Annotated in this window: 23 protein-coding genes; 10 read left to right on the forward strand and 13 right to left on the reverse strand. The window is 69.8% G+C overall.

All coding sequences use genetic code 11. The features are described from left to right. The first annotated feature begins 16 nt into the window (after nt 1–16). Nucleotides 17–1,066: an LLM class flavin-dependent oxidoreductase gene (locus tag G6N30_RS01635; RefSeq protein ID WP_134060798.1), complete on the forward strand. Its 1,050-nt coding sequence runs from the start codon at nt 17–19 to the stop codon at nt 1,064–1,066. Here G6N30_RS01635 and G6N30_RS01640 read toward each other — a convergent pair. Further along, nucleotides 1,063–1,506, reverse strand: a complete 444-nt coding sequence (locus G6N30_RS01640; RefSeq protein ID WP_134060799.1) for a nitroreductase family deazaflavin-dependent oxidoreductase — start codon at nt 1,504–1,506, stop codon at nt 1,063–1,065. The genes G6N30_RS01635 and G6N30_RS01640 overlap by 4 nt on opposite strands. Nucleotides 1,507–1,546: 40 nt before the next feature. Between G6N30_RS01640 and G6N30_RS01645 the strand changes: the two genes are divergently transcribed. Continuing rightward, the gene (locus tag G6N30_RS01645) at nt 1,547–2,737 is read left to right on the forward strand and encodes an FAD binding domain-containing protein (protein ID WP_134060800.1); all 1,191 of its coding nucleotides are present in this window, start codon (nt 1,547–1,549) and stop codon (nt 2,735–2,737) included. Between the two features lie 3 nt (nt 2,738–2,740). Here the strand turns inward: G6N30_RS01645 and G6N30_RS01650 are convergent, their stop codons facing one another. From G6N30_RS01650 to G6N30_RS01660, 3 genes are all read right to left on the reverse strand, one after another. Further along, nucleotides 2,741–3,172, reverse strand: coding sequence for an HIT family protein (locus G6N30_RS01650; protein ID WP_134060801.1), 432 nt, complete (start codon nt 3,170–3,172; stop codon nt 2,741–2,743). 116 nt (nt 3,173–3,288) lie between these two features. After that, entirely contained in the window at nt 3,289–3,537 is a 249-nt protein-coding gene (locus G6N30_RS01655; RefSeq protein ID WP_134056399.1) for a hypothetical protein, read from the reverse strand. 140 nt (nt 3,538–3,677) lie between these two features. Next, nucleotides 3,678–4,190 (reverse strand): DNA-deoxyinosine glycosylase, encoded by a 513-nt coding sequence (locus tag G6N30_RS01660; RefSeq protein ID WP_134060802.1) that lies wholly within the window; start codon nt 4,188–4,190, stop codon nt 3,678–3,680. Between the two features lie 44 nt (nt 4,191–4,234). Here G6N30_RS01660 and G6N30_RS01665 point away from each other — a divergent pair, with 44 nt between their 5' ends. Beyond that, nucleotides 4,235–5,341, forward strand: a complete 1,107-nt coding sequence (locus G6N30_RS01665; RefSeq protein ID WP_134060803.1) for an adenylate/guanylate cyclase domain-containing protein — start codon at nt 4,235–4,237, stop codon at nt 5,339–5,341. Nucleotides 5,342–5,344: 3 nt separating this feature from the next. Here the strand turns inward: G6N30_RS01665 and G6N30_RS01670 are convergent, their stop codons facing one another. Then, on the reverse strand, nt 5,345–7,543 hold the full coding sequence (locus G6N30_RS01670; protein WP_134060804.1) for a heavy metal translocating P-type ATPase: 2,199 nt from the start codon (nt 7,541–7,543) through the stop codon (nt 5,345–5,347). After that, nucleotides 7,540–7,743 (reverse strand): cation transporter, encoded by a 204-nt coding sequence (locus G6N30_RS01675; RefSeq protein WP_134060805.1) that lies wholly within the window; start codon nt 7,741–7,743, stop codon nt 7,540–7,542. The genes G6N30_RS01670 and G6N30_RS01675 overlap by 4 nt, the downstream gene beginning before the upstream one ends. Before the next feature lie 45 nt (nt 7,744–7,788). Between G6N30_RS01675 and G6N30_RS01680 the strand changes: the two genes are divergently transcribed. Next, a complete protein-coding gene (locus G6N30_RS01680) occupies nt 7,789–9,993 on the forward strand; it encodes an Ig-like domain-containing protein (protein WP_163687321.1) in 2,205 nt (734 codons plus the stop codon). On the opposite strand, the gene G6N30_RS01685 is transcribed toward G6N30_RS01680, so the two are convergent. Both G6N30_RS01685 and G6N30_RS01690 read right to left on the reverse strand, forming a co-directional pair. Beyond that, nucleotides 9,990–11,570 (reverse strand): class I adenylate-forming enzyme family protein, encoded by a 1,581-nt coding sequence (locus G6N30_RS01685; RefSeq protein ID WP_134060807.1) that lies wholly within the window; start codon nt 11,568–11,570, stop codon nt 9,990–9,992. The genes G6N30_RS01680 and G6N30_RS01685 overlap by 4 nt on opposite strands. Further along, on the reverse strand, nt 11,567–12,400 hold the full coding sequence (locus tag G6N30_RS01690) for an AIM24 family protein (protein ID WP_134060808.1): 834 nt from the start codon (nt 12,398–12,400) through the stop codon (nt 11,567–11,569). Before G6N30_RS01690 ends, G6N30_RS01685 begins: the two co-directional genes overlap by 4 nt. Nucleotides 12,401–12,549: 149 nt before the next feature. On the opposite strand from G6N30_RS01690, the gene G6N30_RS01695 reads away from it, so the two are divergent. Next, entirely contained in the window at nt 12,550–13,113 is a 564-nt protein-coding gene (locus G6N30_RS01695) for an ATP-binding transcription factor AbmR (protein WP_134060809.1), read from the forward strand. Here the strand turns inward: G6N30_RS01695 and G6N30_RS01700 are convergent. The 3 genes from G6N30_RS01700 to G6N30_RS01710 are packed head-to-tail and all read right to left on the reverse strand — an operon-like array spanning nt 13,110 to nt 18,970. Further along, complete coding sequence (locus G6N30_RS01700) at nt 13,110–15,275, reverse strand: molybdopterin-containing oxidoreductase family protein (protein WP_134060810.1); 2,166 nt, start codon at nt 15,273–15,275, stop codon at nt 13,110–13,112. The genes G6N30_RS01695 and G6N30_RS01700 overlap by 4 nt on opposite strands. A gap of 60 nt (nt 15,276–15,335) precedes the next feature. Continuing rightward, nucleotides 15,336–17,219, reverse strand: coding sequence for an ABC transporter ATP-binding protein (locus G6N30_RS01705; protein ID WP_163687857.1), 1,884 nt, complete (start codon nt 17,217–17,219; stop codon nt 15,336–15,338). Between the two features lie 8 nt (nt 17,220–17,227). Then, nucleotides 17,228–18,970 carry an ABC transporter ATP-binding protein gene (locus G6N30_RS01710; RefSeq protein WP_134060874.1) on the reverse strand — a complete coding sequence of 581 codons (1,743 nt, stop codon included), beginning with the start codon at nt 18,968–18,970 and terminating at the stop codon, nt 17,228–17,230. 77 nt (nt 18,971–19,047) lie between these two features. On the opposite strand from G6N30_RS01710, the gene G6N30_RS01715 reads away from it, so the two are divergent. Both G6N30_RS01715 and G6N30_RS01720 read left to right on the forward strand, forming a co-directional pair. After that, nucleotides 19,048–19,632, forward strand: a complete 585-nt coding sequence (locus G6N30_RS01715) for a DUF3558 domain-containing protein (protein WP_163687327.1) — start codon at nt 19,048–19,050, stop codon at nt 19,630–19,632. Then, a complete protein-coding gene (locus tag G6N30_RS01720; RefSeq protein ID WP_134060812.1) occupies nt 19,629–20,180 on the forward strand; it encodes a DUF3558 domain-containing protein in 552 nt (183 codons plus the stop codon). The genes G6N30_RS01715 and G6N30_RS01720 overlap by 4 nt, the downstream gene beginning before the upstream one ends. Here the strand turns inward: G6N30_RS01720 and G6N30_RS01725 are convergent. After that, nucleotides 20,177–20,695: a SixA phosphatase family protein gene (locus tag G6N30_RS01725; RefSeq protein ID WP_134060813.1), complete on the reverse strand. Its 519-nt coding sequence runs from the start codon at nt 20,693–20,695 to the stop codon at nt 20,177–20,179. The two genes, G6N30_RS01720 and G6N30_RS01725, sit on opposite strands and share 4 nt — an antisense overlap. A gap of 112 nt (nt 20,696–20,807) precedes the next feature. On the opposite strand from G6N30_RS01725, the gene G6N30_RS01730 reads away from it, so the two are divergent. From G6N30_RS01730 to G6N30_RS01740, 3 genes are all read left to right on the forward strand, one after another. After that, on the forward strand, nt 20,808–21,959 hold the full coding sequence (locus G6N30_RS01730; protein WP_134060814.1) for a metallophosphoesterase family protein: 1,152 nt from the start codon (nt 20,808–20,810) through the stop codon (nt 21,957–21,959). Next, complete coding sequence (locus G6N30_RS01735; RefSeq protein WP_134060815.1) at nt 21,956–24,589, forward strand: AAA family ATPase; 2,634 nt, start codon at nt 21,956–21,958, stop codon at nt 24,587–24,589. Before G6N30_RS01730 ends, G6N30_RS01735 begins: the two co-directional genes overlap by 4 nt. A gap of 106 nt (nt 24,590–24,695) precedes the next feature. Then, nucleotides 24,696–25,391: a hypothetical protein gene (locus tag G6N30_RS01740; RefSeq protein WP_244964982.1), complete on the forward strand. Its 696-nt coding sequence runs from the start codon at nt 24,696–24,698 to the stop codon at nt 25,389–25,391. A gap of 103 nt (nt 25,392–25,494) precedes the next feature. Here G6N30_RS01740 and G6N30_RS01750 read toward each other — a convergent pair whose 3' ends face one another. After that, nucleotides 25,495–26,706 carry an acyl-CoA dehydrogenase family protein gene (locus tag G6N30_RS01750; protein WP_134060816.1) on the reverse strand — a complete coding sequence of 404 codons (1,212 nt, stop codon included), beginning with the start codon at nt 26,704–26,706 and terminating at the stop codon, nt 25,495–25,497. Nucleotides 26,707–26,765 lie beyond the last annotated feature (59 nt).

Raw genomic sequence — 26,765 nt, forward strand, 5'->3', positions numbered from 1 at the left:
ATGCGTTGTCACTTCCATGCGCCTTTCTGTCCTGGACCTCATTCCCGTGCGCACCGACCAGACCACGTCCGATGCGCTTGCGGCGACCACGCACCTCGCGCAGACCGCCGACCGGCTGGGTTACACCCGCTACTGGATCGCCGAGCACCACAACATGCCCGCGGTTGCGGCGACCAGTCCGCCGGTGGTGATCGCCCACCTCGCCGCCCAGACGTCGCAGGTGCGGTTCGGATCCGGTGGGGTGATGCTGCCCAACCACGCCCCGCTGGCGGTGGCCGAGCAGTTCGCGCTGCTCGAGGCCGCCCACCCGGGCCGCATCGACCTCGGGATCGGGCGCGCGCCCGGATCGGATCCGGTGACCTCGATGGCGCTGCGCGGCGCCGCCGGGCGTGACGACACCGACATCGAACGCTTCCCGGACTACCTCGATGACGTCGCGGCGCTGATGAGCCGGCACGGCGTTCGAGTCTCGTTGCCGCGCAACCTGATGCGGGAGAACTACATCCTCAAGGCCACCCCCGCGGCGACCACCGAGCCACGGCTGTGGCTGCTCGGCTCGTCGATGTACTCCGCCCACCTGGCCGCGGCCAAGGGTCTGCCGTACGTGTTCGCCCACCACTTCTCCGGGCAGGGCACCGCCGAGGCGCTGGCCACCTACCGTGCCGAGTTCCGGCCCAGCGACGTCGCCGCCGAGCCGGTGACATTCCTGACGGTCAACGCCGTCGTCGCCGAGACCCACGACGAGGCGATGGCGCTGATGCTGCCGAACCTGCACATGATGGCCCAGCTGCGCACCGGCCAGCCGCTGACCGCGCTGGAACTGGTCGAGGACGCCCAAGCCAAGGAGCTCAGCCCGCAGGCCCAGGCAGTGGTTCAGCACGGACTGCAGCGCGCGGTGGTCGGGTCACCGACCGAGGCGGCCGAGCAGGTGCGGGCGCTGGCCGCGGAGTTCGACGTGGACGAGGTGATGGTCAACCCCGTCGCCTCGGCACGGCGCGGCACCGATCCGGCGACGGCGCCCGCCCGCGACACGACGCTGGAACTGCTGGCCAAAGAGCTCTTCTAGGGGGTCAGCACGACGATCGGGATGGGCCGCGACGTGCGCTTCTGATAGGCGTCGTAGCGGTTCGAGTTGTTGTCGTTGACGACGCGCCACAGGCGGGCGTAGTCCGGATCGTCGGGCAGCACGGGCCGTGCCGTCACGGCGAAACGCTTTGTCCCGACGTTGATTTCCACGCTCGGGTTGGCCTTGAGGTTGTGGTACCAGCCCGGCGATTTCGGCGCCCCGCCCATCGAGGCGACGATCAGGTAGTTCTCGCCGTCGCGGGCGTAGGTCAGCGTGTTGCTGCGCGCCTTGCCGGTCTTGGCGCCGACGGTGTGCAGGAGCAGGCTCGGCGGGACGCCCGGGATCCGATGCCCGATGCGGCCGCCGGACTTCTTGTACAGCAGGTCGTGCACCTTCAGCAGTCGCAGGCCGGCCTGCTCGATGGGGGAGGGGTGGCTCATCACACCAGTGTGGCAGCGTCTGCGCCCGTAGGGTGTCGGCATGCAGGACTGGAGCGACGCCCGCGCGGTGGTCGTCGGCGGTTCCATCGGCGGTCTGACCACCGCATTGTTGTTGCGGCGCCTCGGTTTCGACGTCTCGGTGTACGAACGCACGCCCGAGGACCTCGACGGTCGCGGCGGCGGCATCGTCCTGCACCCGGAGACCGTGCGCTGGTTCACCGAGTGCAGTGACCAGCACCCCGAGCAGGTCAGCACGTCCACCCGCCGCGTGCAGTACCTCGACGCCCGCAACGCCGTCGTCCACACCGAACCGCTGGCGTGGACGTTCACGTCGTGGGGCACGTTCCACCGGGCGCTGCTGGCCGATCTCGGTGCGGAGCACTACCACCTCGGCGAATGCGCCACGGATTTCGACGAGGACGCCGACGGGGTGGAGGTGCGGTTCGCCTCCGGGCGGCGCGACCGGGCGGATCTGGCGGTGTTCGCCGACGGGATCGGCTCGGTGAACCGGCGGCGGTTCTGTCCGTCCGCCGATCTGGAGTACGCCGGTTATGTGGGTTGGCGCGGGACCGTGCCGGAAAGCCGGCTCTCGGCCGAGACCTTCGACCTGTTGCACGATGCGATCACCTACAGTTTCGCGCCCCACACCCACCTGGTGGCCTACCCGATCCCGGCTCCCGGCGGCGGCCTCGCGGTGGGGCGGCGTCTGATGAATTTCGTCTGGTACCGCAACGTGGCGCAGGGCGACGAACTCGACGACCTGATGACCGACAGGCGGGGTGTCCGCGCCGAGGTGTCCCTGCATCCGGGTGCGGTGCAGGACCGCTACGTCGATGAGATGCGTTCGGCGGCAGCAGAACTGCTGGCGCCCGCGGTGGCCGAGGTGGTGGTGCGCACCGAGCAGCCGTTCCTGCAGGCGGTGTTGGACGCCAGTGCCACCCGGATGGCGCTGGGCCGGGCGGCGCTGCTGGGCGACGCGGCGAGCGCGGCCCGGCCCCATGCCGCGGCCGCCACGGCGAAGGCGGCAGCCGACGCCTGGGCACTCCACGACGCGCTGCGTGCGAGCGGCGACATCACCGAGGCGCTCGCGACATGGGAACCCGGACAGCTCGAGTTGGGCCGGCGACTGGTGGCGCGGGCCCGCGAGATGGGGGCTCGATCCCAGGTCGACTGCAGCTGGGAGCCGGCCGACCCGCGGAACCGGTTCGGGCTGCACGGCCCGGCGTGGTGACGGCTACGGCGTCGTGTCGAGTTCGGAGAGCGCCTCGCGCAGCAGGCGACCGGACTCCTCACGACCGGGGTCGCGGCGCAGGACCATGTTCTTGGCGAACGACAACTTGTCGCCGCTGCGGCGGGGCAGCACGTGCAGATGGATGTGGAACACCGTCTGGAAGGCGGCCTTACCGTCGTTGATGACGACGTTGTTGCCGTCGGCGTGCAATCCGGAACGTCGCGCGGCCTGGGCGATGCGCTGGCCGATGCGGGCCAGCCCGGCGACCGTGTCGGGTGGGGTGTCGGTCAGGTCCACGCTGTGACGTTTGGGGACCACCAGCGTGTGACCGCGGGAGAACGGGCGGATGTCGAGGAACGCGAGGAAGTCGTCGTCTTCGTAGACGCGGATGGCGGGCGCTTCACCGGCGACGATGTCGCAGAACACACAGGACATCCCGCCACGGTATCCCGCGCCGCCTACGCCCACATACGCCGAGACTGCGGTGAGATCACCGTTTCGACGGTTTTCGTGATCTCACCGCAGTCTCGGCGGTGGTGGCGGCGAGTGGGTCAGCGGGTGGTGACGTAGACGACGCGGTCTTCGTTGTCGTAGCGCACCGAGACGATGCTGGACTCGTCGAGGGGCTTGTTCATGCCCTGCTGGCTGACGCGGACCTCGTAGCCGCGGTCATCGAGCGAGCTGATGGTGTCGGCGGCGTTGCCGGGCCCGGCGGGGGCGGCCTGGGCGGGGGCGGCGAAGCCGAGGAATCCGGTGGCCAGTCCGCCGGCGATGATGGTGGCGAATCCGAACTTGTTCATTTCCGTACCTCTTCGTGTCCGTTCGGTCTGGAGGGTTTTCCTGGCCGGTCTGACTGCAACAACCTGCAGGTCAGCGCGATCCATCCCGTTGGCAGTGATTGACCGCCACGTGGCAGGAAGTGTGCGACGTGCCCCGGCGACTAGCGGGATTGGAGCGCCGCTCGCCATGCGGCGAGCTTCAGTTCGTAGCGCATCGTCTGCGCGGGGCTGGTCGACGGCAGCCGCTCGAACTCGACGTCGAACTCTCCCGGGACCAGCCGCCGGAAGTTGCGCTCCGCGGCGGCTCCGTTGAACAAGACCCGCCGGATCGACGGGTACCGGCCGAAGAAGGCGTGGAAGTCGTTGGCCACCATGCTGGGCGGTTCGACCGCCGAGTCGAGACTGCCGGCGCGTCGGCACTCACGCAGCACATCCCACACCGCCACTGCGTTGGCGATCAGCGCCGCGGTGCGCTCGGGGTAGGGATCGTCGGCGTCGAATCCGTACAGCGCACCGGCAATGCGCCAGAACGCATTTCGCGGGTTGCCGTAGTACTGGTGTTTCGCCAGTGCCAGCACGCTCGGCGCATTCCCGAGCACGAGAACACGCGGCGTGCCGCCGGCGATGGGCGCGAACCCGTGGAGCAGCGGCGCGCGCGGTGGTCTGACACTCATCACGAACAGGATGCCCGACGCGGCGCGCGGTATACGTTGAGCCGGTGGCCGACGACATCGAGGACCTGCTCGACGGGTTGACCGGGGCGGCGCGCGCCGAACGCGCCGAGTTGATCGAGTGGCTACTGGCGCGCGGGTTCACGGTGCCCGAGGTGCGCGACGCGATCTCCCCGATGCTGCTGGCCTCGCGGCGGCACGTCGGTGACGACGGTGTGTACGTCTCCGCCCGCGAGATCAGCGACAAGTTCGGCATCGACCTCGATCTGCTGCAGCGCGTGCAGCGCGCCATGGGTCTGTCGCGGGTGGACGACCCCGATGCCGCGGTGCACCTGCGCGCCGACGCGGAGACCGCCGCCCATGCGCAGCGGTTCATCGAGTTCGGGCTCGACCCCGATCAGGTCGTTCAGGTGGTGCGCGTGTTGTCGGAAGGCCTTGCGAAGGCCGCCGAGGTGATGCGCTACACCGCCTTCGCGGCCGTGTTGACGCCCGGCGCCTCGGAGCTGGAGATCGCCACGAAATCCGAGGCGCTCGTGCGCGACCTCGCCCCGCAGCTCGGCCCGATGATCCAGGACATGCTGCTGCTGCAGTTGCGCCACGCGATGGAGACCGAAGCCGTCTCGGCGACCGAGCGCGCGAAGGGGGTGCCGCTACCGGGCGCCCGCGAGGTCTCGATCATGTTCGCCGATCTGGTCGGCTTCACCCGCCTCGGTGAGGCATTACCACCCGAGAAGCTCGAGCAGCTTGCGCGCCGGCTGGGCGACATGGCCCGTGAGCTGGCGGTGGCGCCGGTGCGGTTCGTCAAGACGATCGGCGACGCCGTGATGCTCGTCAGCCCCGAGCCCGCGGCCCTGCTCGAGGCGGCGCTCGCCCTGCTCGACGCCGCCCAGACCGATGCCGACTTCCCCCGCCTGCGGGTGGGGATCGCCTCCGGTGAGGCGGTCAGCCGCGCCGGCGACTGGTTCGGCAGCCCGGTCAACCTCGCCAGCCGGGTCACCGGAGCGGCCCGGCCGGGCACGGTGCTGGTCTCCGAATCGGTCCGCCACGCCATCGGCGACGACGAGCGGTTCTCGTGGTCGTTCGCCGGCGCCCGCCACCTCAAGGGCATCAAGGGTGAGGTGAAGCTGTTCCGCGCGCGCCGCCCGCCGGAGTGACGTTCAGCGCGACGGGGTGAACCGCCGCAGCCGCAGGCTGTTGGTCACCACGAACACCGAGCTGAACGCCATCGCCGCACCCGCGATCAACGGGTTCAGCAATCCCAGTGCGGCCAGCGGCAGCGCCGCCACGTTGTAGGCGAACGCCCAGAACAGGTTTCCCTTGATCGTGCGCAGCGTGGCGCGCGACAGCCGGATCGCGTCGGGGACCGCGCGCAGGTCACCGGTCACCAGGGTGAGGTCGGACGCCTCGATCGCCGCGTCGGTCCCGGTGCCCATGGCCAGGCCCAGGTCGGCCTGCGCCAGCGCGGCCGCGTCGTTGACCCCGTCGCCGACCATCGCCACGACCTTGCCCTCGCGCTGCAGCCCGCGGATGGCGTCGACCTTGTCGGCGGGCAGCACATCCGCGATCACGGTTTCGATACCGACCTGGTCCGCGACCGCCTGCGCCGCATGCCGATTGTCACCGGTCAGCAGCACCGGGGTCAGCCCGAGCGACCGCAGGTCGGCGATCGCGTCGGCGGCGCGGTCCTTGACGGTGTCGGATACGACGACCACGGCCCGGATCGCCCCGTCGGCGGCGAACCACACCGGGGTCTGTCCCTGGTTCTGCGCCGCCTCGGCGGCCTCGCGGAGGTCGTCGGGCACCGACGCCGACGTGATCTCGGTCAGCCAGGCCAGGCGGCCCGCCGCGACGCGGTGACCGTCCACGACACCGCTCACCCCGCGGCCGCCGTGGTTCTCGAAGTCGTCCACGGCGGCTAGGTCGCCGCGTTCGGCGGCGTGCGCGGCGATCGTGCGCGCGATCGGATGTTCCGAGGCGTTCTCCAGCGCGCCGAACAGCCGCATCGTCGCCTCGTCGGCATGGGTGGCGACCACCGACATCTGGCCCGTCGTCACGGTTCCGGTCTTGTCCAACACCACGGTGTCGACGCGGCGGGTCGACTCGAGCATCTGCGGCCCTTTGATCAGGATGCCCAGTTGCGCGCCGCGGCCGGTGCCGACCAGCAGCGCGGTCGGGGTGGCCAGGCCGAGCGCACACGGGCAGGCGATGATCAGCACGGCGACCGCGGCGGTGAACGCCGCGCTGACCGGTCCGCCGGCCAGCAGCCACCCCGCCAGGGTCAGCAGCGCCGACCCGATCACGACCGGAACGAACACCGCCGACACCCGGTCGGCGAGCCGCTGCACCTCGGCCTTACCGCTCTGCGCCTCGTTCACCAGTCGGGCCATCTGCGCCAGCTGGGTGTCGGCGCCCACCCGGGTGGCGCGCACGGTGAGCCGGCCGCCGACGTTGACGGTCGCGCCGACGACGTCGTCACCGGGGCCCTTCTCCACGGGTACCGATTCACCGGTCAGCATCGACACGTCGACGGCCGAGGAGCCGGACACCACCACGCCGTCGGTCGCGATCTTCTCGCCGGGTCGCACCACGAAGTCGTCGCCGACGGTCAGCTGCGCGACCGGGATCCGGGTTTCGCGCGATTCCCGCAGCACGGCAACATCTTTGGCGCCCATGTCGAGCAGCGCACGCAGCGCCGCACCGGAACGCCGCTTGGCGCGAGCCTCGAAATAGCGACCCGCGGTGAGGAACGTCGTCACCGCGGCGGCGACCTCGAGGTACAGGTGCGGCTCGAAGGTGTCGGACGGCAGCAGGTCGAACGACATCGTCATCCCCGGCATGCCGGCGTGGGTGAAGAACAGCGCCCACAGCGACCACAGGTAGGCGGCGGTCACGCCGACGGAGATGAGGGTGTCCATGGTCGCGGCGCCGTGGCGCAGGTTGGTCAGCGCGGCGCGGTGGAACGGCCAGGCGCCCCACACGACGACGGGGGAGGCGAGCGTCAGGGCCAGCCACTGCCAGTTGTCGAACTGCAGCGCCGGGATCATCGACAGCAGCACCACCGGGATGCTCAGCGCCGCTGACGCGAGCAGCCGCTGGCGCCACGCCACGGCCTCGTCCGGCTCCCCGGCCCGGTCCTCGTCCGGCTCGGCGGTGGGCAGTGTCGCGGTGTAGCCGGTGGCCTCGACGGCGGCGACCAGGTCTTCCGGCCGCACCGAGTCGGGGAAGCTGACCGTCGCCTGCTCGGTCGCGTAGTTCACTGCGGCGGTCACACCGTCGATCCGGTTGAGCTTCTTCTCGACGCGCGCGGCGCAGGACGCGCAGGTCATGCCGCCGACGGTGAGGACGACCGAACTCATGCCGCCCGGCGTACGTCGTATCCGCAGTCCTCGATCGCCGCGACGACCGCGGCCTCGTCGGCTTCGCCGGCCACCGTGACGGTCCCGGCCTCGAGGTCGACGGTGACGCCCGCGACGCCGGGCAGTGGTTCGACCGCCGTCGTGATGGCCTTGACGCAGTGACCGCAGCTCATGCCTTCGACGTTCAGGTGGATGCTCATGACGCCATCATATACCCATAGGGGGTATGGGATGCGGCCCTCCCCGTGGTGGGGTCCGAGCAAAATTTATCGAGATCGTCAAAAAGCTCCAGATTTTGCGAACGCAATGGCATGCTCAGCGCCCATGGGCCGTCGACGGAGGGGGAACGGGTCGTGAGCACAGGGTCGTACATCGAACGGGCCGGCGCGCTCGCCTTCGCGGTCGGCTTGGGGGTTGCCGTGGCCACCGGCGGTACGGGGCTCGCATCCGCCGACAGCGGGGAGGCGGCAGGGGCGCAGACGGACACCCACTCCGAACCATCGGAGCCGTCTCCACGGCCGAACGCAGCCGATGAGGCGCCGGCGCCCGAATCCGGCGACGAATCCGACGACACGGAGCCGGGCGACGACGACACCGACGGCACCGACGACCTCGGCGACGAAGCGGCCGAGCCCGGTGTGCAGGACGGTGTCGAGGATGACGACATCGACGACGGTACGGGCACTACGAGCGGGGCGGAGCCGTCGACTCCACTCGAACAATCCGCTGCGGGCGACCTGGTGCAAGACCCCGCAGCCGAGATCGTGGCCCTCGAACCGGGCGGCCAGCCGCCGGCCGCGACGCAGATCATCGACCGCGACAGCCACTCCGCGGTTGAGATCGTCGAGGAGGCAGAGTCCGAAACCCCCTCCGCCGCGGAGTCTGCGGTCTCCCACGAGTCGTCCTCGGGCGCAGAAGATCATGACGCAGAGAATCTGCTCGAGTCGCCGCAGTCGGCTGCCGGCGCACGGACGACGGCCATCGCAGGTGCGGCGGAGACCGTCGGCGCGGCCACACTCGCCGCGACGGTCTCCGCGCCGACCGTCGCTCCCGCAAAGGGCCTGATTCCCCGGCTCCTGGCGATGGTGGGCCTGGCTCTCCCTCATGTCTCTCTGAAGATCCCGACCACGCCGGCCGCCCCCGCGGTGCTCGTGGGAATGCTCGACTGGGTGCGCCGTGAGCTCGACCGGATCTTCTTCAACGATCGCCCCACGCCCGACGCTCGGCAGATCGTGCAGGGCACCGGAACCGGCGTGATCGTCGGCACGTTCAACACCACCGACGAGGAGAACGACCGGCTGACGTTCGAAGTCGCCGAGAAGCCCAAATACGGCGACGTCGTGGTGTTCTCCAACGGCACCTACGTCTACACGCCCAACGCGGACGTCACGCCCGAACAGATGGCGTCGGGGTGGACGGACGCGTTCTCGGTGCGGATCGTCGATCGGGGACTGAGCGTACGCACGGTCACCGACTTCCTCACCGGTCGCAGTCCAGGCGTCAAACTGGCGGTCGGAGTGGACGTGTCACCGTACGATCAGGTCGCGCAGCCGGATTCGCCTCTCTCCGAGGGTCTGGTGATGGCGGCGGCCAGCGATACCGTCACCAAAGGCTTCGACGTCATCAACGCCTCGAGTAGGCCGGTCAAACTCATCGCCTACGGTGACCACCTCCAGAATCAGGTGACGCAGTCCCCGCACGTCGGGGCGATCCTGCAGCCCGGTGAGACCCACCACTTCGAGGTCGTGTACTACTTCCTCGGTGAGGGCCGGGTGTACCCCACCTACGGTGTGCTCGCCCCGGACGGTCGCGTCGACGGTCAGTGGTCTTTGATGATGCGGGTCGGAGCGTTCAGCGAGACGCAGTCCAGCTGTTCGACGAGCGGTGCGGCAGTCTGCAACCGCTACGGCGCTCCCATGGTGCTGATGGATCAGCCCGGCGGCGTCGTGGAGATCCCGGCTGGTCAGGGCCAGAAGCAAGCCGAGGCCCTCAACAGGCTCTGCGGCGGCAGCGCGCCGGCCACCTGTTCCTTCGAGGCGAAGAAGCAAGAGCGGACCTACGGCAAGGAACGTGAGATCTGGAGCTATCAGACCGCGGAGACCAAGGCCGAACTCAAGGATTCGGTCAAATTCAGCAACAGCACGAGCCACAGCGTGGAGATCAGCGCCACCGCCGGTATCAACATCAAGAAGATCGTCTCTGCGGAGATCTCGACCAAGTACTCCGCGAAATTCGAAGAGACCGTGGAGACGACCAAGACCATCGCGATCACGGTTCCCCCGTGGACGCACAAGATCCAGGTGGCCGAGCCGCCGGTCATCCGCTACACCGGTGACTTCACCGTCAAGATGGGAAACACGACCTACTTCCTGCGCGACGTCTACTTCGACGTGCCGGACCCGGACCGTGCGGTGCGCTACCGCGAGATCTCGGTGCCGATCGCGCACTAGCGGAGTTCGGCCGCCAGCGCTCGCTTGTCGACCTTCTCGCCGGCGAGCGTCGGCAGCGGTTCGGTCCTGATCCGCCAGCGGGTCGGCACGGCGAACGAGGAGACGACACCGGCGAGGTGACGGCGCAGCTCATCGTCGGTCGGTGGCCGCGCACCGTCGCGGTACACGACCACCGCCGCGAGCTCTTCTCCGAGATCGGGATGCGGTAGCCCCAGCGCGGCGGCTTCGACCACCGCGGGATGGCTGGTGAGTGCGGCCTCGACGTGGGGGCACGCGATGTTCTCACCCCCGCGGATCACGATGTCCTTGCTGCGGCCGTCGATGTAGAGGTAGCCGTCGTCGTCGAGGTGGCCCAGATCGCCGGTGTGCAGCCAACCGTCGGCGTCGACGGTCTCGTCGGCGCCGCGCCCGGCGTAGCCGAGCATCACGGCGGGGGAGCGGGCCAGCACCTCGCCCACCCCGTCGGCGTCGGGGCGGTCGATCTGTAGTTCGACGACGGGATAGGGCCGCCCCACCGTTCCCGGCCTGGCGCGCAGATCCCGGCTGTCGGCGACCGTGAGGAAACCACCGGCCTCGGTCATGCCCCAGGTGTTGGACAGTCCGCGCTCGCGCAGATTGGGCAGCGTCGTGCGGATCCGCTCGAGGAGTTCGGGGCTGACCGGCGCTCCGCCCAGCGGCCACGACCGCAGGCTGGTCAGGTCGCGGCTGCCGAACTCCGGGTGTTCGAGGACGCGCACGGCCATGGTGGGCACCGCACCCCACACCTGCACGCGTTCGCGCTCGATCAGCGCCATGACCTGTCCGGCGTCGAATCGGCCCTCTGCCAACACGATCCGCCCACCGGTGAGAAAGTGGGTGAGCAGGCTCGACAGTCCGCCGATGTGGAACATCGGCGTACTCGCCAGGCTGACGACCTGCGGGGAGTCGGCGTCGAGCAGATGGGGCAGCCTGCCATTGCGCACGAGGATGTTCTGTTGATTGGCGATGACGGAACGACGCGACAGCTCAACGGCTTTCGGCAAGCCCGAACTGCCGGAGGTGAACAGGATGAGCGCGACGTCATCGATGTCGGTGTCGATCTCGGAGTCGGTGCCCGACGCCTCGGGGCCCGGTGAGTCGAACGCACCGGCGAGCTCGGAGAGCGGACTGCTCGCGGAAGCGGTCTGCAGCGGGGTGTCGGTGAGGATGTGGCGCAGGTCGAGCAGGTCGGCGGCATGGGTCACCTCGGTGGTGCTCCACCACCGGTTGCCCAGTACCGGAACCGCTCCCCGCAGCCACAAGCCGAACACGGCCGCGATCCATTCCGGGCTGTTGTAGCCGAAGACCATCACGCGGTCGCGCGGTTGCACCCCGAGATCGCGAAGGCGCTCGCCGACCCTGCCGAGTGCCCCGCGGAACTGCGCGTAAGTGATCCGGCGCTCGCCGTGGACCAGGAATTCCCGGTCGGTCCAGCACCGGGTGCCGGCGATCAGATCGTCGATCGTGGCGGGGCCGCGTCGGTACAGGCGGCCGGGGTGTCCGGCGTAGACACCGCTGAATGCCTCGGTGTCCCACAGGGGTGCGCGGTCAGCGCTCACTGCGTCGGCACCGGGATGCCCTCGGAGGGCTGCACGATCACGAAACCCTGCCCGTGGAAGGCGACCTGCAGTGCCTCGCCGGATCCGCGGCCGATCAGCGCACCGGCCTTGAAGCTGGCCCTCAGTTGGGTCTGGAGATTGGCCGACCATGCGACGACGGCGTTGGTGTCGGCGAACGTGGGGGCCTCGGCGGCGTTGAGCACCACCGGCGGGCCGTCTGTGGTCAGGGCGACCCATCCGGTGCCGCGCAGCGTGGTGTTGAACAGGCCGCCGGTCGCGATGCTGCCGCCGCGCACGCGTTCAATGTTCCAGTCCAGCCCGGCCGAAAAGGCCAGCACGTTCTTGCCGCTGATCGACAGCCCGCTGTTGGCGAGGCGGAGCAGGTGCACGTCGTAGCCGCGCTCGGCGAGGAACACGTCCCCCTGCCCCTGGCAGCGCATCAGCGGCAGGCCTTCTCCGGTCAGCGCCTTCTTGAGGAATTTCGACGCCCCGCCGCCCTCGAAGGAGAAGTCGACGTTGCCCTGGTAGGCCACCATCGCGCCCTGGCGCGCCATGAACGGCTCACCGAGACGCACCCGCAGCATCTTGGTGTTCTGGTTGGCGATCGGGGTGGCTTCGCGCTCGCTGAACCGGCCGTCGACGAGATCTCCGGAGATGCCGCTGAATCCGTCACCACCCGCCGGCGCCGGCGGAGACGCCGGAGTCGCAGCCCCCGCCAGCGGCGCCTGCATCACCTGGCCCTGGCTGGACACCTGGTCGGTCCATCTCTGTCCGTCAAACCAACGGAATTCGTGACGGCCGTCGGGATCGGGCAGCCATTGACCGGTCATCGCCTCACTCCTCCTCGCTCGGGGTTGCGCCGAGACTACGGTTCGTGACGATTTTCGCGCCGAATGCGTCATCAACCGTAGTGTCGCCGACCTGTTTCGCCGATGGTGAACTCCGCTCATCAGCGTTGTAACGATGTAATCATGTAATCATGAAGACACATCATCACCGCCGACCCGGTCGTCCGGGCGGCTGGCAACAGGCCGAGCAACCCGACGCGAGCGACGCCGCGGACTGGTTCGCCGGCCGCGTCCCCGACGAATGGTTCGCCGGCGACCCCACCGTCGTCGTCGACCGCGAGGAGATCACCGTGATCGGCCGGCTGGCCGACGCGGGTGAACACGAGAGCGAGGCGCACGCCTCCGGGCGCGCGGCGCGCTTCCGTGAGCAGACCCGCCCTGAGCGGATGCGGATCGCCGACGAAGCCGAAGCCCGGTACGGCCGCAAGGTGGCCTGGGGTGTCGAGGTGGGCTCGCAGGAGCATCCGGAGCGGATCCTGTTCACGCACATCGCCGTTCCGGTGATGACGCGGCTGCGCCAACCCGAGCGTCAGGTGCTGGACACCCTGGTCGACGCGGGGGTCGCGCGGTCCCGCTCGGACGCGCTGGCCTGGTCGGTCCGGCTGGTCGGCCAGCACGCCGACGAATGGTTGGCCCAACTGCGCGAGGCGATGTCCAAGGTGGACGATCTGCGCGCCGAAGGGCCGCAGCTCTAGATCTTCTGGACGCCGACGTAGGCCTCGCTGAGTGTGGAGGTCTGCGACAGCGGGTCCAGTGCGGCGCCGTCGACCAGCAGGTTGCGGTTCACGCCGAAGGATTGGGGCGGACCTCCGCCGCGCGGATCGAAAACCCGTGAGCCCCAGCCGTGGTCGAGCACCACCATGCCGCGGCGCGGCTGATCGCTGACCGTGGCCCGCACCTCGACCGCGCCCACGGGGGAGAACACCCGCACCCGGTCACCGTCGGCCACCCCGAGGGCGGTGGCGTCGTCGGGGTGGATGACGACGGTGTTGTCCTTCCCGGCCGGGTGCAGGCCCGGCAGCTCGTTGAGCCAGGAGTTCATCGAATGCCGGTGGCGGCGGTTGCCCAGCTGGAACGGATAGCCGGGCGGCGCGGCCGGGCGCGGTTCGCGCAGTAGCTGCCGGGCCCGGGCGACGAACTGCGGTGGCGCGGCGTGCACCTTCTTGTCCGGCGTGCGCAGCGCGGCGCGGAAGTGCCCGAACTCGCGAGGACCCAGCACCAGACCGTGCTCGTTGTCCGCCACGTCACGCCACCGGAGCTTGCGCCCGTTGACCTTCCGCGCGGTGGCCACCACGATCCGGTTGATCCACCGCGGACCGAATGCGAGCTGCGGGCGTCCGGTGAGTGCGGCGGCGCGCCGGGTGGCCCGCACCAACGCGTTCATTCCCCGCACGCCGAACAGGGGTCGCCCCATGGCCAGCGTGAGGTCGGTGAAGATCCGCCATTCCTCGCGCGCGCCGGGCGGCGGTTCGACGGCGCGACGCCCGTACTGCACGTACGGTTCGTCGTGCATGCTGCTGGTGAACGCCAATAGATCGTCACGTTCCAGCCAGTGCGTGGCGGGCAGCAGCCAGTGCGCGTGGCGGTGGCTCTCGCGTTGCACCAGGTCGATCACGACCAGGAGATCCAGTGTCGCCAGCGCGCGGTCGAGTTTGGCGCCGTCCGGGCCGGACACCACCGGGTTGCCGCAGTTGATCAGCAGCGCCTTGATCTGCCCCGGGCCCGGCGTGGTGATCTCGTCGGGCAGCTCGGCCAGAGCATGTGCGCCCGCGACCATTTGGCGTCCGGCGACCCGGCTGACGTGGGTTGTGCCCTTCGCCAGATCCGCCAGCCGCAGCGCGTCGACATAGCCGGGTTCGAACCGGCGCCCGCCGGGCCGGTCCATCCGGCCGGTGATGACGTTGAGCACGTGGCCCAGCCATTCGGCCACCGTGCCCGCCGCGTGCAGTGACACCCCGGTGCGCGTCACGACCATCGCGCCGCGCGCGGCGGCGAACTCGCGGGCGACGCGTTCGATGGTCACGCGATCGACACCGCAGCGCGCCGCCAGGTCGTCGAGATCGGCTTCGGCGGCGAGCCTGCGTATCTCGGGCACGCCGACCGCGAGGTCCGCGCAGTCGCCGCGATGTTCCAGCCCCTCGTCCAGCACGACCTTCACCATCGCCAGCAGCAGCGCCCAGTCCTGCCCGGGCCGCACCGCCAGGTGCAGGTCGGCCTTGTCGGCGCTCTCGGTGCGGATCGGGTCGACCACCACCAGCGTCGCGCCCCGCTTCTGGCGCTCCAGTGCGCGCCGCCATCCGCCCGGCACCGTCTCCAGCCAATTCCACGCGCTCACTGCGGGATTCGTGCCGACCAGTAGGAAGTAATCGCAGTTGTCGATGTCGGACACCGGCGCCATCAGCATCGACCCGTACATCGCCTCGGCGACGACGTGCATGGCGTTCTGGTCGACGGAGCCGACGAAGTAGCGGTTGTGGGTGCCGACGGCGTCGAGCCAGGCGTTCATGAAGATGACGTTGGACCCCGAGAAGCCGGACGGATTGCCGTAATAGGAGCCGATCGCGTCGGGCCCGTCGGCCTCGATCGCCGCGTTCATCCGCGCCGCGATGTCGGCGATCGCCTCCTCCCAACTCGCCTCGACGTAGCGGTCGCCGACCCGGCGCATCGGCGCCAGGATCCGCCGCGGATGCTCGACGAGCTGCGCCGCGGTGCGGCCCTTGGCGCAGAAGTCGTGCCAGCTGTGCGGGTTGAGCCGGTCGGGGGCGATCTTGCGGACCAGGTTGTCCTCGACGGTGACCTCGACCCCGCACGACGCCAGGCAGTAGCGGCAGAAGGTGTGCACGGTGGTGCTCGTCATACCGCGCATCCTGCCCCAACGCACCGCACGCCGGACACGGAATCGTGGGCAGCGGAGTGCTTAAACCCGTGTCATGGACCAGTATTCGCCGCGGCGGGCCACCAGCTCCTCGTGGCTGCCGCTCTCGACGATGCGGCCGTGCTCCATCACCAGGATCAGGTCGGCGTCGCGGACCGTCGACAGCCGGTGGGCGATGATGAAACTGGTCCGGTCGCGGCGCAGTTCGGCCATGGCGTGCTGGATCAGCAGTTCGGTGCGGGTGTCCACCGAGCTGGTCGCCTCGTCGAGGATCAGCAGCTGCGGGCGGGCCAGCACCGCCCGGGCGATCGTGATCAGCTGCTTCTCCCCGGCACTGATCGAACCGCCGTCGTCGCTGACCCGGGTGGCGTAACCGTCGGGCAGGCTGTGCACGAAGCGGTCGACGTAGGCGGCGGTGGCGGCCTCCATGACCTCGTCCTCGCCGGCGTCGGGTCGGCCGTAGGCGATGTTGTCGTAGATCGTGCCGCCGAACAGCCAGGTGTCCTGCAGCACCATGCCGATCCGCGAGCGCAGGGAGTGGCGGCCGACCGTGGTGATGTCCACGCCGTCGAGCAGGATCCGGCCCGAGTCGACGTCGTAGAACCGCATCAGCAGGTTCACCAGCGTGGTCTTACCGGCGCCGGTCGGCCCGACGATGGCCACGGTGCTGCCGGGTTCGACGGTCAGCGAGAGGTCCTCGATGACCGGTGTGCCCGGCTGGTAGCAGAAATGCACGTGCTCGAACTGCACCCGGCCGCGCGCGGCGGGCAGCTGGGCCTCGCGGTCGGGCGGCTGCTCGTCGGCGTCGAGCAGGTCGAACACCCGCTCGGCGCTGGCGATCCCGGACTGCAGCGTGTTGTACATGCCGGCGACCTGGGAGAGCGGCTGGTTGAACTGGCGGACGTACTGGATGAAGGCCTGGATGCTGCCGAGCGTGATCTGCCCCGCTGCCACCTGCAGACCGCCGATCACCGCGACCGCCACATAGCTGAGGTTGCCGATGAAACCCGTCGCCGGCGACACCAGGCCGGAGAAGAACTGGGCGCCGAAACTCGACTGGTACACCTCGTCGTTCAGGTCGCGGAACTTCTCCTGTGCGGCGGCGCGGTGCCCGAACGTCTTGACGATCGTGAAGCCACTGTAGGTCTCCTCGATGTGGGCGTTGAGCCGGCCGGTGTTGCGCCACTGCGCGACGAACAGCCGCTGCGAGCGTCGCGTGATCCAGCGGATCGCCAACAACGACAGCGGAACCGTCAACACCGTGATGCCCGCCAGCAGCGGCGAGATCGTCAGCATCATCACCAGCACGGCGACGATCGTGAGCAGCGAGGTGAGCAGCTGGCTGATCGTGATGGTCAGCGAGGTCTGGATGTTGTCCACGTCGTTGGTGACGCGGCTGAGCACCTCGCCGCGCTGGCGGGTGTCGAAGTAGGACAGCGGCAGCCGGTGCACCTTGTCCTCGACATCGGCGCGCAACGTCACCATGGTGCGTTGGACGGTGACGTTGAGGAGCCGGGCCTGGATCCAGACCAAAAGGGCGGCAACGAGATACAGGCCCAGCGCGAGCGCCAGCGTGCGGGCGACCGCGCCGAAGTCCACGCCCTCCCCTGGCGTCACCGCCATGCCGGACAAGAGGTCGGCGAAATTGGAGTCCCCGCGCGCCCGCGCCGCCTCGACGGCTTGCTCCTTGGTCAACCCGGGGGGCAGCTGGCGGCCGATCACCCCGTTGAACAGCAGATCGGTGGCGTGGCCGAGGATCCGCGGGCCGATCACCCCGAGCGCGATCCCCGCGATGCCGAGCCCGATCACCGTCGCGGTGAGCGCGCGCTGCGGGGTGAGCCGCCGGACCAGCCGGATCGCCGAACCCCGGAAGTCGCGGGTGCGTTCGGCAGGCGGTTGCGGCAGACCGCGCATCGGGCGTCCCATCGGCCCCGTCACGGGCGGCCGCCCACATCGGCGCCGACCGACTGTGATTCGGCGAATTCGGCGTACGTCGGGCAGTCGACCAGCAGCGACTCGTGGGTGCCTGCACCCACGATGCGGCCGTCGTCGACGACGATCACCTGATCGGCCTGCGCGACGGTGGACAGCCGCTGGGAGACGACGATGACGGTGGCCTCGGCCGAGACCTCACGCAGCGCAGCGCGCACCCGGGCGTCGGTGTGCACGTCGAGCGCGGAGAACGCGTCGTCGAACAGGTACACCGCGGGACGGCGGATGACGGCGCGAGCGATCGCCAGCCGCTGCCGCTGCCCGCCGGAGAAGTTCATCCCGCCCTGCGCGACGCGCATCTGCAGCCCGTCGGCGTGGGCGCGCACGAAATCGTCGGCGGCGGCCACCCGCAGCGCCGCCCACATCTCGTCCTCGCTCGCATCGGCTTTGCCGTACCGCAGGTTGTCGGCGACGGTGCCCGAGAACAGGTAGCCGCGCTGGGGCACCAGCCCGATCGCCGCCCACAGCCGTTCGACGTCGTATTCGCGCACATCGATCCCATCCATCCGCACCGCGCCGGAGGTCAGGTCGTAGAGCCGGCAGATCAGCGAGATCAGCGTCGACTTCCCGGATCCGGTCGACCCGACGATCGCGGTCGTGGTCCCGGGTCGGGCGGTGAGCGAGATGTCGGCCAGCACCGGGCGTTCGGCGCCCGGATAGCTGAAGGTGGCGTTCTCGAGGCGGATCTCACCGCGCACGGTGTCCGGCCGCACCGCGTCGGGCGGGGTGTCGATCCCGGGCCGGGTGGCGAGCACCTCGCTGATCCGTTCGGCGCACACCGCCGCTCGCGGGATGATGATCAGCATGAAGGTGGCCATGAGCACGGCCATCAAGATCTGCATGAAGTAGGACAGGAACGCGATCAGCGAGCCGACCTGCATCTGGCCGGCGTCGATGCGCAACCCGCCGAACCAGATCAGCGCGACGCTGGAGACGTTGATGACCAGCGTGGTGACCGGCAGCATCAGCGCCTGCCAGCGGCCCGCCTCCAGCGCGGTGTCGGACAGGGCCTGGTTGGCCTCGCCGAATCGCGTTCGTTCGAGCGGTTCGCGGGCGAAGGCGCGGATCACGCGGATGCCGGTGAGCTGGTCGCGCATCACCCGGTTGACGTTGTCGATGAGTTGCTGCATGCGGCGGAAGATCGGCAACAGGTGGGTGACGATCCAGTAGTTCGCCACCGCCAGTACCGGAACGCTGACCAGCAGCAGCCAGGACAGCCCGGCGTCCTGGTGGACCGCCATGAAGATGCCGCCGACCGACATGATCGGGGCGGTGATGAGCATCGTGCACGTCAACTGCACGAGCAGCTGGATCTGGCCGACGTCGTTGGTGGTGCGGGTGAGCAGCGACGGCGCCCCGAAACGGGCGGTGTCCTCGGCCGAGAACCGTGTCACCCGGTCGAAGATGGCCGAGCGCAGGTCGCGGCCGAACCCCATGCCGGCGCGCGATCCGAAGTAGACGGCGCCGACGGCGCACACCACCTGCAGCGCCGTCACGCCGAGCATCACCATGCCCAGTTCCACGATGGTGGCGGTGTCGCCCTTGGCGACGCCGTCGTCGATGATCGCGGCGTTGACGGTCGGCAGGTACAGCGAGGCCAGTGTGCTGACGATCTGGAGTCCGGCGACTGTCGAAAGCAGCCCGCGGTACGGCCGCACGTACTGCCGCAGCAGGCCCCAGAGCATCCCGCTACTGTCGCACACCTCATGAAATTGCAGGTCAACCGGCATGTCGGTGGTTCACGATCGGCGCGGCCGCTACAGTGCATGGCGTGACTCCCAGCACGCGCACCCGCAACGCGAAAGTGCTGGCCGCGCTGGCTTCGGTGGCGGTGGCCGTGCTCCCGCTGTTGGCTGCCTGCTCCGACTCGGAGCCCGCGGCGCCCGGCGAGGTGCCGCAGAGCCCGCAGGCCCAGCAGGGCGACATCAAGCACGGCCCGTTCTTCCCGCAGTGCGGCGGTATCAGCGACCAGACCATCAGCCAGCTCACCGAGGTGCCCGGGCTGGTCAACACCGCGACCACCTCGGTGGGTTGCCAGTGGCTGGCCGGCGGCAGCATCGTCGGACCGCACTTCTCGTTCACCCACTTCCGCGGCAGCCCGATCGGGCGTGAGCGCAAGACCGAGGAGTTGTCGCGCACCAGCGTCGAGGACATCAACATCGAGGGTCACGACGGATTCATCGCCACGGGCGACGATCTGACGCTGGGCACCAATCTGTGTGAGATCGGCATCCAGTTCGACAACGACTTCATCGAGTGGTCGGTCAGCTTCGCCGAGAAACCGTTCCCGGACCCGTGCGAGGTCGCCAAGGAACTCACCCGTCAATCGATTGTGAACTCCCGATGAGCCGCACCGCACGGACGGTGGCCGCCGTGGCGGCTGTCCTCGCCACACTGACGATGCTGCTGGGCTGCACCCGCACCGTCGAAGGCACCGCGGCGCGGGCCGGTTCCGGCGGCGGCCCGAGCAACAACGACTCCGAACAGCAGTACCCCAACCTGCTCAAGGAGTGCGACGTGCTGACCGAGGACATCCTCGCCGAAACGGTCGGCGCGGACCCGCTGGACATCCAGAGCACGTTCGTGGGCGCGGTGTGCCGCTGGCAGGCCGCCAACCCGGCGGGTCTCGTCGACATCACCCGTTTCTGGTTCGAGGAAGGCAGCCTCGACAACGAGCGGCAGACCGCCGAGAAGCTCGAGTACCAGATCGAGAACCGCTCGGTGGCAGGCGTGCCGTCGTTCGTGATGCGGCCGGGGGATCCGAACGGCTCCTGCGGTGTGGCCAGCGATGCGGGCGGTGTGGTCGGCTGGTGGGTCAACCCGCAGGCCCCGGGTATCGACGCCTGCGGCATGGCGATCAAGCTGATGGAGCTCACGCTCGCCACCAACTCCTAGCGGGGTACGTGGAAGGTGACGAGCGCGGCGCCGCCGAGCGCCAGCTCCTCCCATGGCCGCGGTGTGCGCAGCACCGCCATCGCCGAGGTGGGGAACTTCGCCGCGATGTCCTCCGCGGCCTCACGGTCGCTGTCCTCGACGGCGGCCAGCCCGAGCGCGACGTGCGACATCGCCGGTTCGTGGCCGATCACCAGCAGCGTCGACACGTCGGCGCCGAAGTGCCGCGCCACCTTGGTGATCTCGTCGATGACCGTGCCCGGGGTGGCGTCGTAGAGGCGATCGGCATAGTGCACCGGCGCGTCGATGCCGATCCGTTCCAGCGTCTGCCGGGTCCTGGTGGCCGTCGAGCAGAGCACGGCGTCGACCGGCGCCACCGTGGCGCGCAGCCAGTCGCCGGCCAGGGCGGCTTCGCGGATCCCACGTGGCGCCAACGGGCGTTCATGGTCGCCGACCCCGGTGGGGTAGTCGGATTTGGCGTGCCGGAGCAGTACCAGGGTGCGGACGTCGGTGCTCACCCCTTACACGTTAGGTCGCGCGGCCACATGCCGGTCGAGGTCCGGCGAGTTGTCGGTGCGCGGTCCTACACTCGCCATGCACTGCACGACGAGGGGAAAGGGGCGGGCCCACATGCGATTTGTGCATACCGCGGACTGGCAGCTCGGGATGACCCGTCGCTTCCTCAACGGTGAGGCGCAGCCCCGCTATTCGGCCGCCCGGCGTGACGCGGTGGTCGCGGTCGGCGCATTGGCGGTCACGGCCGGGGCAGAGTTCGTGGTAGTCGCCGGTGACGTGTTCGAGCACAATCAGCTCTCGCCGCGTGAGGTCGGCCAGTCGCTGGAGGCGATGCGCACCATCGGTGTCCCGGTGTACCTGCTGCCCGGCAACCACGATCCGTTGGACGCCTCCTCGGTGTACACCAGTGCGCTGTTCGCCGCGGAGCGGCCGGACAACGTGACGGTGCTCGACCGCGCCGGTGTCCACGAGGTCCGGCCGGGCCTCGAGATCGTGGCGGCCCCGTGGCGGTCGAAGGCCCCGACGAGCGATCTGGTGGGCGACGTGCTCGACGGTCTGCCGGCCGACGGGGTGACGCGCATCGTGGTCGGTCACGGCGCCGTCGACGCGATCGATCCGGGGAAGGACAAGGTGTCGCTGATCCGGCTGGCCGCGGTCGAGTCGGCGTTGTCTCGCGGCGCCGTGCACTATGTGGCGTTGGGGGACAAGCACTCCCGGATGGCGGTGGGCGGAACGGGCCGGGTGTGGTACTCGGGCTCACCGGAGGTCACCAACTACGACGACATCGAAACCGATTCCGGCCATGCGCTGGTGGTCGAGATCGACGAGGACGACGACCGGCGCCCGGTGCGGGTGCGACCCGAGCGGTTGGGCCGCTGGCGGTTCGTCACGCTGTCCCGTTCGGTGGACAACAGCCGTGACGTCGCTGATCTCGACCTCAACCTCGATCTGATGCCGGACAAGGAGCGCACGGTCGTGCGCGCGGGGTTGACCGGATCGCTGACCGTCACCGACAAGGCCGCGCTCGATGCGTGTCTGGACAAGTACTCACGGCTGTTCGCGGCGCTGACGGTGTGGGAGCGCGGCACCGACATCGCGGTCCTGCCCGCCGACGGTGAGTTCGACGATCTGGGGATCGGTGGGTTCGCGGCCGCGGCGGTCGACGAGTTGGTCGAGGCCGCCCGCGCCGAGGGCGAGGGCGCCGAGGATGCCCGCGCCGCACTGGCGCTGCTGTTGCGCCTGGTCGAGCGGAGCGAGGTCGCATGAAGCTGCACCGTCTGGTGTTGACCAACTATCGCGGGGTCAGCCGCCGTGAGATCGAGTTCCCCGACCGCGGGGTCGTGGTGGTCAGCGGTGCCAACGAGATCGGCAAGTCCTCGATGATCGAGGCACTCGACCTGCTGTTCGCCGCCAAGGACCGCTCGACGAAGAAGGAAGTCAAGCAGGTCAAGCCCACCCACGCCGACGTGGGTGCCGAGATCAGCGCCGAAATATCCACGGGGCCATACCGTTTCGTCTACCGCAAACGGTTCCACAAGCGCGCGGAGACGGAGCTGACCGTACTGGCCCCGCAGCGCGAGCAGCTCACCGGGGACGAGGCCCACGAGCGGGCTCTGGCCCTGCTCGACGCGACCGTCGACATGGATCTGTGGCAGGCGCAACGGGTCTGGCAGTCCGCGTCGACCGCCGCGGTCGACCTGTCGGGTTCCGATGCGCTGGCCCGTGCGCTCGACGTCGCCGCCGGCGAGGCCGCCACGCTGTCCGGTGCCGAACCGCTGCTCGTCGACCGCATCGACGCGGAGTACGGCCGGTACTTCACCGCCACCGGTAAGCCGACGGGGGAGTGGGCCGCAGCCATCAAGCGGCTGCAGGCGGCCGAAGCCGAGGTGGCCACGTGCACCGAGGCGGTCGGTGAGGTCGACGAGGCGGTACGCCGGCACGCCGCGCTGACCGGACAACTGGCGGAGCTGGCGGCGCAGCGGGCCGCGCTCGCCGAGGAACTCACCGCGGCGCGGGCGGCCGCGCAGGCCGTGGCGGTGCTGCGTCGGCAGGTCGACGAGGCAGCCGTCATCGCGAAAGCGGCCGAGGCCACGCGCACCGCGTCGCTGGCGGCCGTCACCGAGCGCCGCCGGTTGCGGGCCGAGATCGACGAACGTCGCGAGGCCATCACCGAATTGCAGGCGGCCGTCACCGCCGCCGCCGACGAGGAGGCCGCCGCGCGGGAGGTCTGCGAGGCCGCCGAGCAGGCCGCCGGTCAGGCCAGGGCCGCAGTGGAGCAGCAGCACGCCCGCGTGGATGCGGCACGCGCTGTGGCGCAACGTCTTTCCGACCGCGACGAGGCCGACCGGCTCGCGGCCCGGCTGGCGAAGATCGATGCGGCGCTGCGCGAGCTGGCGGGCGTCGAGGACGAACTGGCCGGAATCGGGATCACCGACAGCTCGATGCGCGCCGTCGACACCGCCGCCCTCGCGGTCGAGCGGGCGGCCGGTCAGGCCGAACTCGCTTCGGCACGAATCGAACTCGACGCCGTGACCGACGTCGAGGTGCTCGTGGATGGCGAGCCGGTGACGGTGGCCGCCGGGCAGGAGTGGTCGGTCAACACGACCTCGTCCACCGAGATCTCCGTGCCGGGGGTGCTGACGGCGCGGGTGGTGCCCGGCGCCCCGGCGGCGCAGACCCAGGCGCGGCTGGACGCGGCCACTGCGGAGTTGGCGGCCGCGTTGGCGGCCGCCGGCGCGGACGACGTCGCCACCGCGCGCAGTCTGCACGAGCGGCGCCGCGAGTTGGCGCAGACGCGTGCCACACTTCGCGCGACGGTCGACGCGCTGACCGGCGACGACACCGTGGGCGACCTGCGCGCCCGGCTGGCCGAACTGCATGAGGGACAGCCGGACGAGGAGGGGCTGTTCGATCTCGACGGCCCGGCGGATGTGACGGCGGCGCGTGCCGCGCTCGACGCCGCCGTCGCCGCACACCAGCGGGCGATCGGGGAATGCGAGACGCATCGCAAGGTCGCGGTCGCGGCGTCGGCGAAGTTGGGCGAGAAGGCGACTCGGCTCGGCGTGGTGCGGGAGAAGCTTGCCGCCGCACAGGCGGAGCTCGGCATCGCGACCGACCGGCTGGCCGCAGCCCGGGCCGTGACCGCCGACGACGCGCTCGCGGTCGCCGCCGAAGCCGACGGTGAGGCGGCCGAGCGCGCTGCCGCACGCGCGGCCCGACTGCGCGAGGAACTCGCCGGGTGCGCACCCGACGCCGTCGACGCCGCGCTCGACGACGTGACGCGGCGTGAATGTGCGCTGCGGGCCCGGCACGAGGACACGACGGAGGCACTGCGGGAGGTCACCGCGGCGCTGAAGGTATACGGGACCGAGGGCAGGCAGGGCCAATTGGACAGTGCCCATGCCGAACGAGAGCACGCCGAATCCGATTACCTCCGGGTGCGTCGGCGGGCCCGGGCGGCGGAACTGCTGCGGACGGTGATGAGCAGACACCGCGCCGCGACGCGGGAACGCTACGTGGACCCGTTCCGCCGTGAGGTCGAACGGTTGGGCCGGCTGGTGTTCGGGGAGAGCTTCGAAGTCGAGATCGACACCGATCTGCGCATCTGCAACCGCACGCTGGCGGGCCGGACGGTGCCGTACGAATCACTGTCCGGCGGCGCGAAAGAACAACTGGGCATCGTGGCGCGGCTGGCGGGGGCGGCGCTGGTGGCGAAGGAGGATTCGGTCCCGGTCGTCATCGACGATGCGCTGGGATTCACCGATCCTGACCGGTTGACCAAGATGGGCGCGGTCTTCGACGTGATCGGGGGCGACGGCCAGGTCATCGTGCTGACTTGCAGTCCGCAGCGGTATGCGGCGGTGGCCGATGCGCATCACATCGAGTTGACCGTCTGAGGGTCGGTTTTCGCGGTTGTCGGGCATGACCGTGTCACGTTGCGCGTGAGGTCTCGCCGAAAACGGGTATGGGGCCTACGAGTCATACGTGAATCGGGAGGCCATGGTGTCATCAGAAGACACAACAGACGACAAGGGCGCGCCGCTGCAACAGCGCGTCACCGAACTGCTCACCTCTGTGGGAGCGGCGCTGGGAGAGCTGGCGCAGCGGGCGCGCGACGCCGTGGAAGGGGCAGCCGGACGCGTCGGTATCGGATCGTCGTCGGATGACGACGGCGACAAGGACGGCCCTGCGGCGCTGCCGGCCGGCGGGAAGGGCGAAGGCGCCGGACCGGCTTCCGCGCCACCGGCAGCCGAGAAGCCGGCGGCCAAGAAGGCTCCGGCGAAGAAGGCCCCGGCCAAGAAGGCCCCGGCCAAGAAGGCTGCGGTGAAAGCGACTCCGGCCAAGACCGAAGCCGCCAACATGGCGCCGCCCGCGAAGAAGGCGCCCGCCAAGGCGACACCGGCCGACAAATCGCCGCTGAGCAGTGCGCCCGCCAAGAAGGCGGCGCCGACCAAGACGGAGGCGGCGAAGACCCCGCCTGCCAAGACCCCGCCTGCCAAGACCCCGCCTGCCAAGACTCCGGCTGCCAAGAAGGCGCCGGCGAAGAAGGCGGCCGAGCCGGTCGCATCGCCGGTGGCGAAGACGACCGAACCCGCCAAGGCGCCCGCCGCCAAGAAGGCACCAGCCAAGAAGGCGCCGGCCAAGAAAGCGCCCGCCAAGAAGGCGCCGGCCAAGGCGGTCAAGCGCACCAACGGCTGACGGGTCACCTCCTTTCCGCGACCGTGCGTGTCTGCTTCGCGCCACGCCACGCCGCGGGGTGCATATGCGCACCCTCGCGCCGCGGCGATCGGGACGAAATCGCTCAGAAGTAGGCGTTCGCCGGAACCGGCGTGCCGTGCAACAGGTTCTCGCCGATCACCCGCGCCTTGTAGGCGACGGGGTTGTGCAGGGTGATCGTGCGGATGTTGCGCCAGTGCCGGTCGAGGTTGCGCTTACGGCTCGACGCGCTCGCGCCGCCGAGCTCCAGCAGCCGGGTCGCGGCTTCGGGAGCCACGCGGTCGAGATGCACTTTCACCTTCGCGACGGCGAGTTGCGCCTCCTGGGCCAGCGTCGCGTCGGGCACCCCGTCGACCGCCGAGTCGGTGGCCGCGCCGATCAGCGCGGCGGCGTCCAGCACGGCTGCCCTCGCGATGTAGGCGGTGCTCGCCAGCTCGCCGAGCTGGCGCTGCAGTAGCGGATCGTCGGTCGGCCGCTCGGCCACCGCATGGCTGAAGTTGCGTTCGCGCGACTCCAGCAGCGCGATACCGTCCTCGACGACATTGGCCAGGATCCCCGCGACCACCGCGTGGATGAACAGCTGCAGCGAGGCGTACTGCACCGTCGGCTGCGCTTCGGCGTCGTAGGGCGCATCGCTGAGCACCTCGTCGGCCGACACCGCGACGTCGGTGAACGTGGTGGTTCCGGTGCCGGTCCTGCGCTGCCCGAAGCCGTCCCAGTCGTCCACCACCCCGACGCCTTCGCGATCGGCGGGGACCACGACCGTGGCCACCGAATCGTGGTCGGTGGTGGCGGTCACCGTCAGGTAGTCAGAGAACAACGTGCCGGTGCTGTAGTACTTCTCGCCGGTCAACCGGTAGCCGCCCTGACCGTCGGGCAGCAGGCGGGTGTTGAACACCAGGCTTCCGACCGCCAGTGAACCCTTCTCGCTGAACGCGTTACCGAAGAGCTTGCCGTCGACCACCTTCTCCAGCCAGCGCCGAGACGCCGGGTCGTCGGCGGTGCGCAACCGCTCCTCGACGAACCAGAAGTGCGTGCGGAAGATGTGTGCCACGATCGGGTCGGCGGCGGCCAGCTCGATGATCGCCGAGAAGGTCTGCGGCACAGTGAAACCGGTGCCACCGAGGTGCTCCGGCAGCCGCAGCGTGCCGAACCCGGCGCGTTTGAGCGCGGCCACCTGGTCGAAGGGGTTCTCGTCGTTCAGGTCCCGCTCGCGGGCGCCGGCCGCGATCTGCGCCAGCAGCACGGCGAATTCGGGGGAGCCGGGCACGGCGCGGGTGTTCTCCACAGTCGTCATGGCTTCGTTCTATCGACGAGCCACCGGTGCAGGCACTGCTTTGAATCACCCGGAACCGA

The sequence above is a fragment of the Mycolicibacterium litorale genome (assembly GCF_010731695.1).
In the GTDB taxonomy this organism is placed as follows: domain Bacteria; phylum Actinomycetota; class Actinomycetes; order Mycobacteriales; family Mycobacteriaceae; genus Mycobacterium; species Mycobacterium litorale.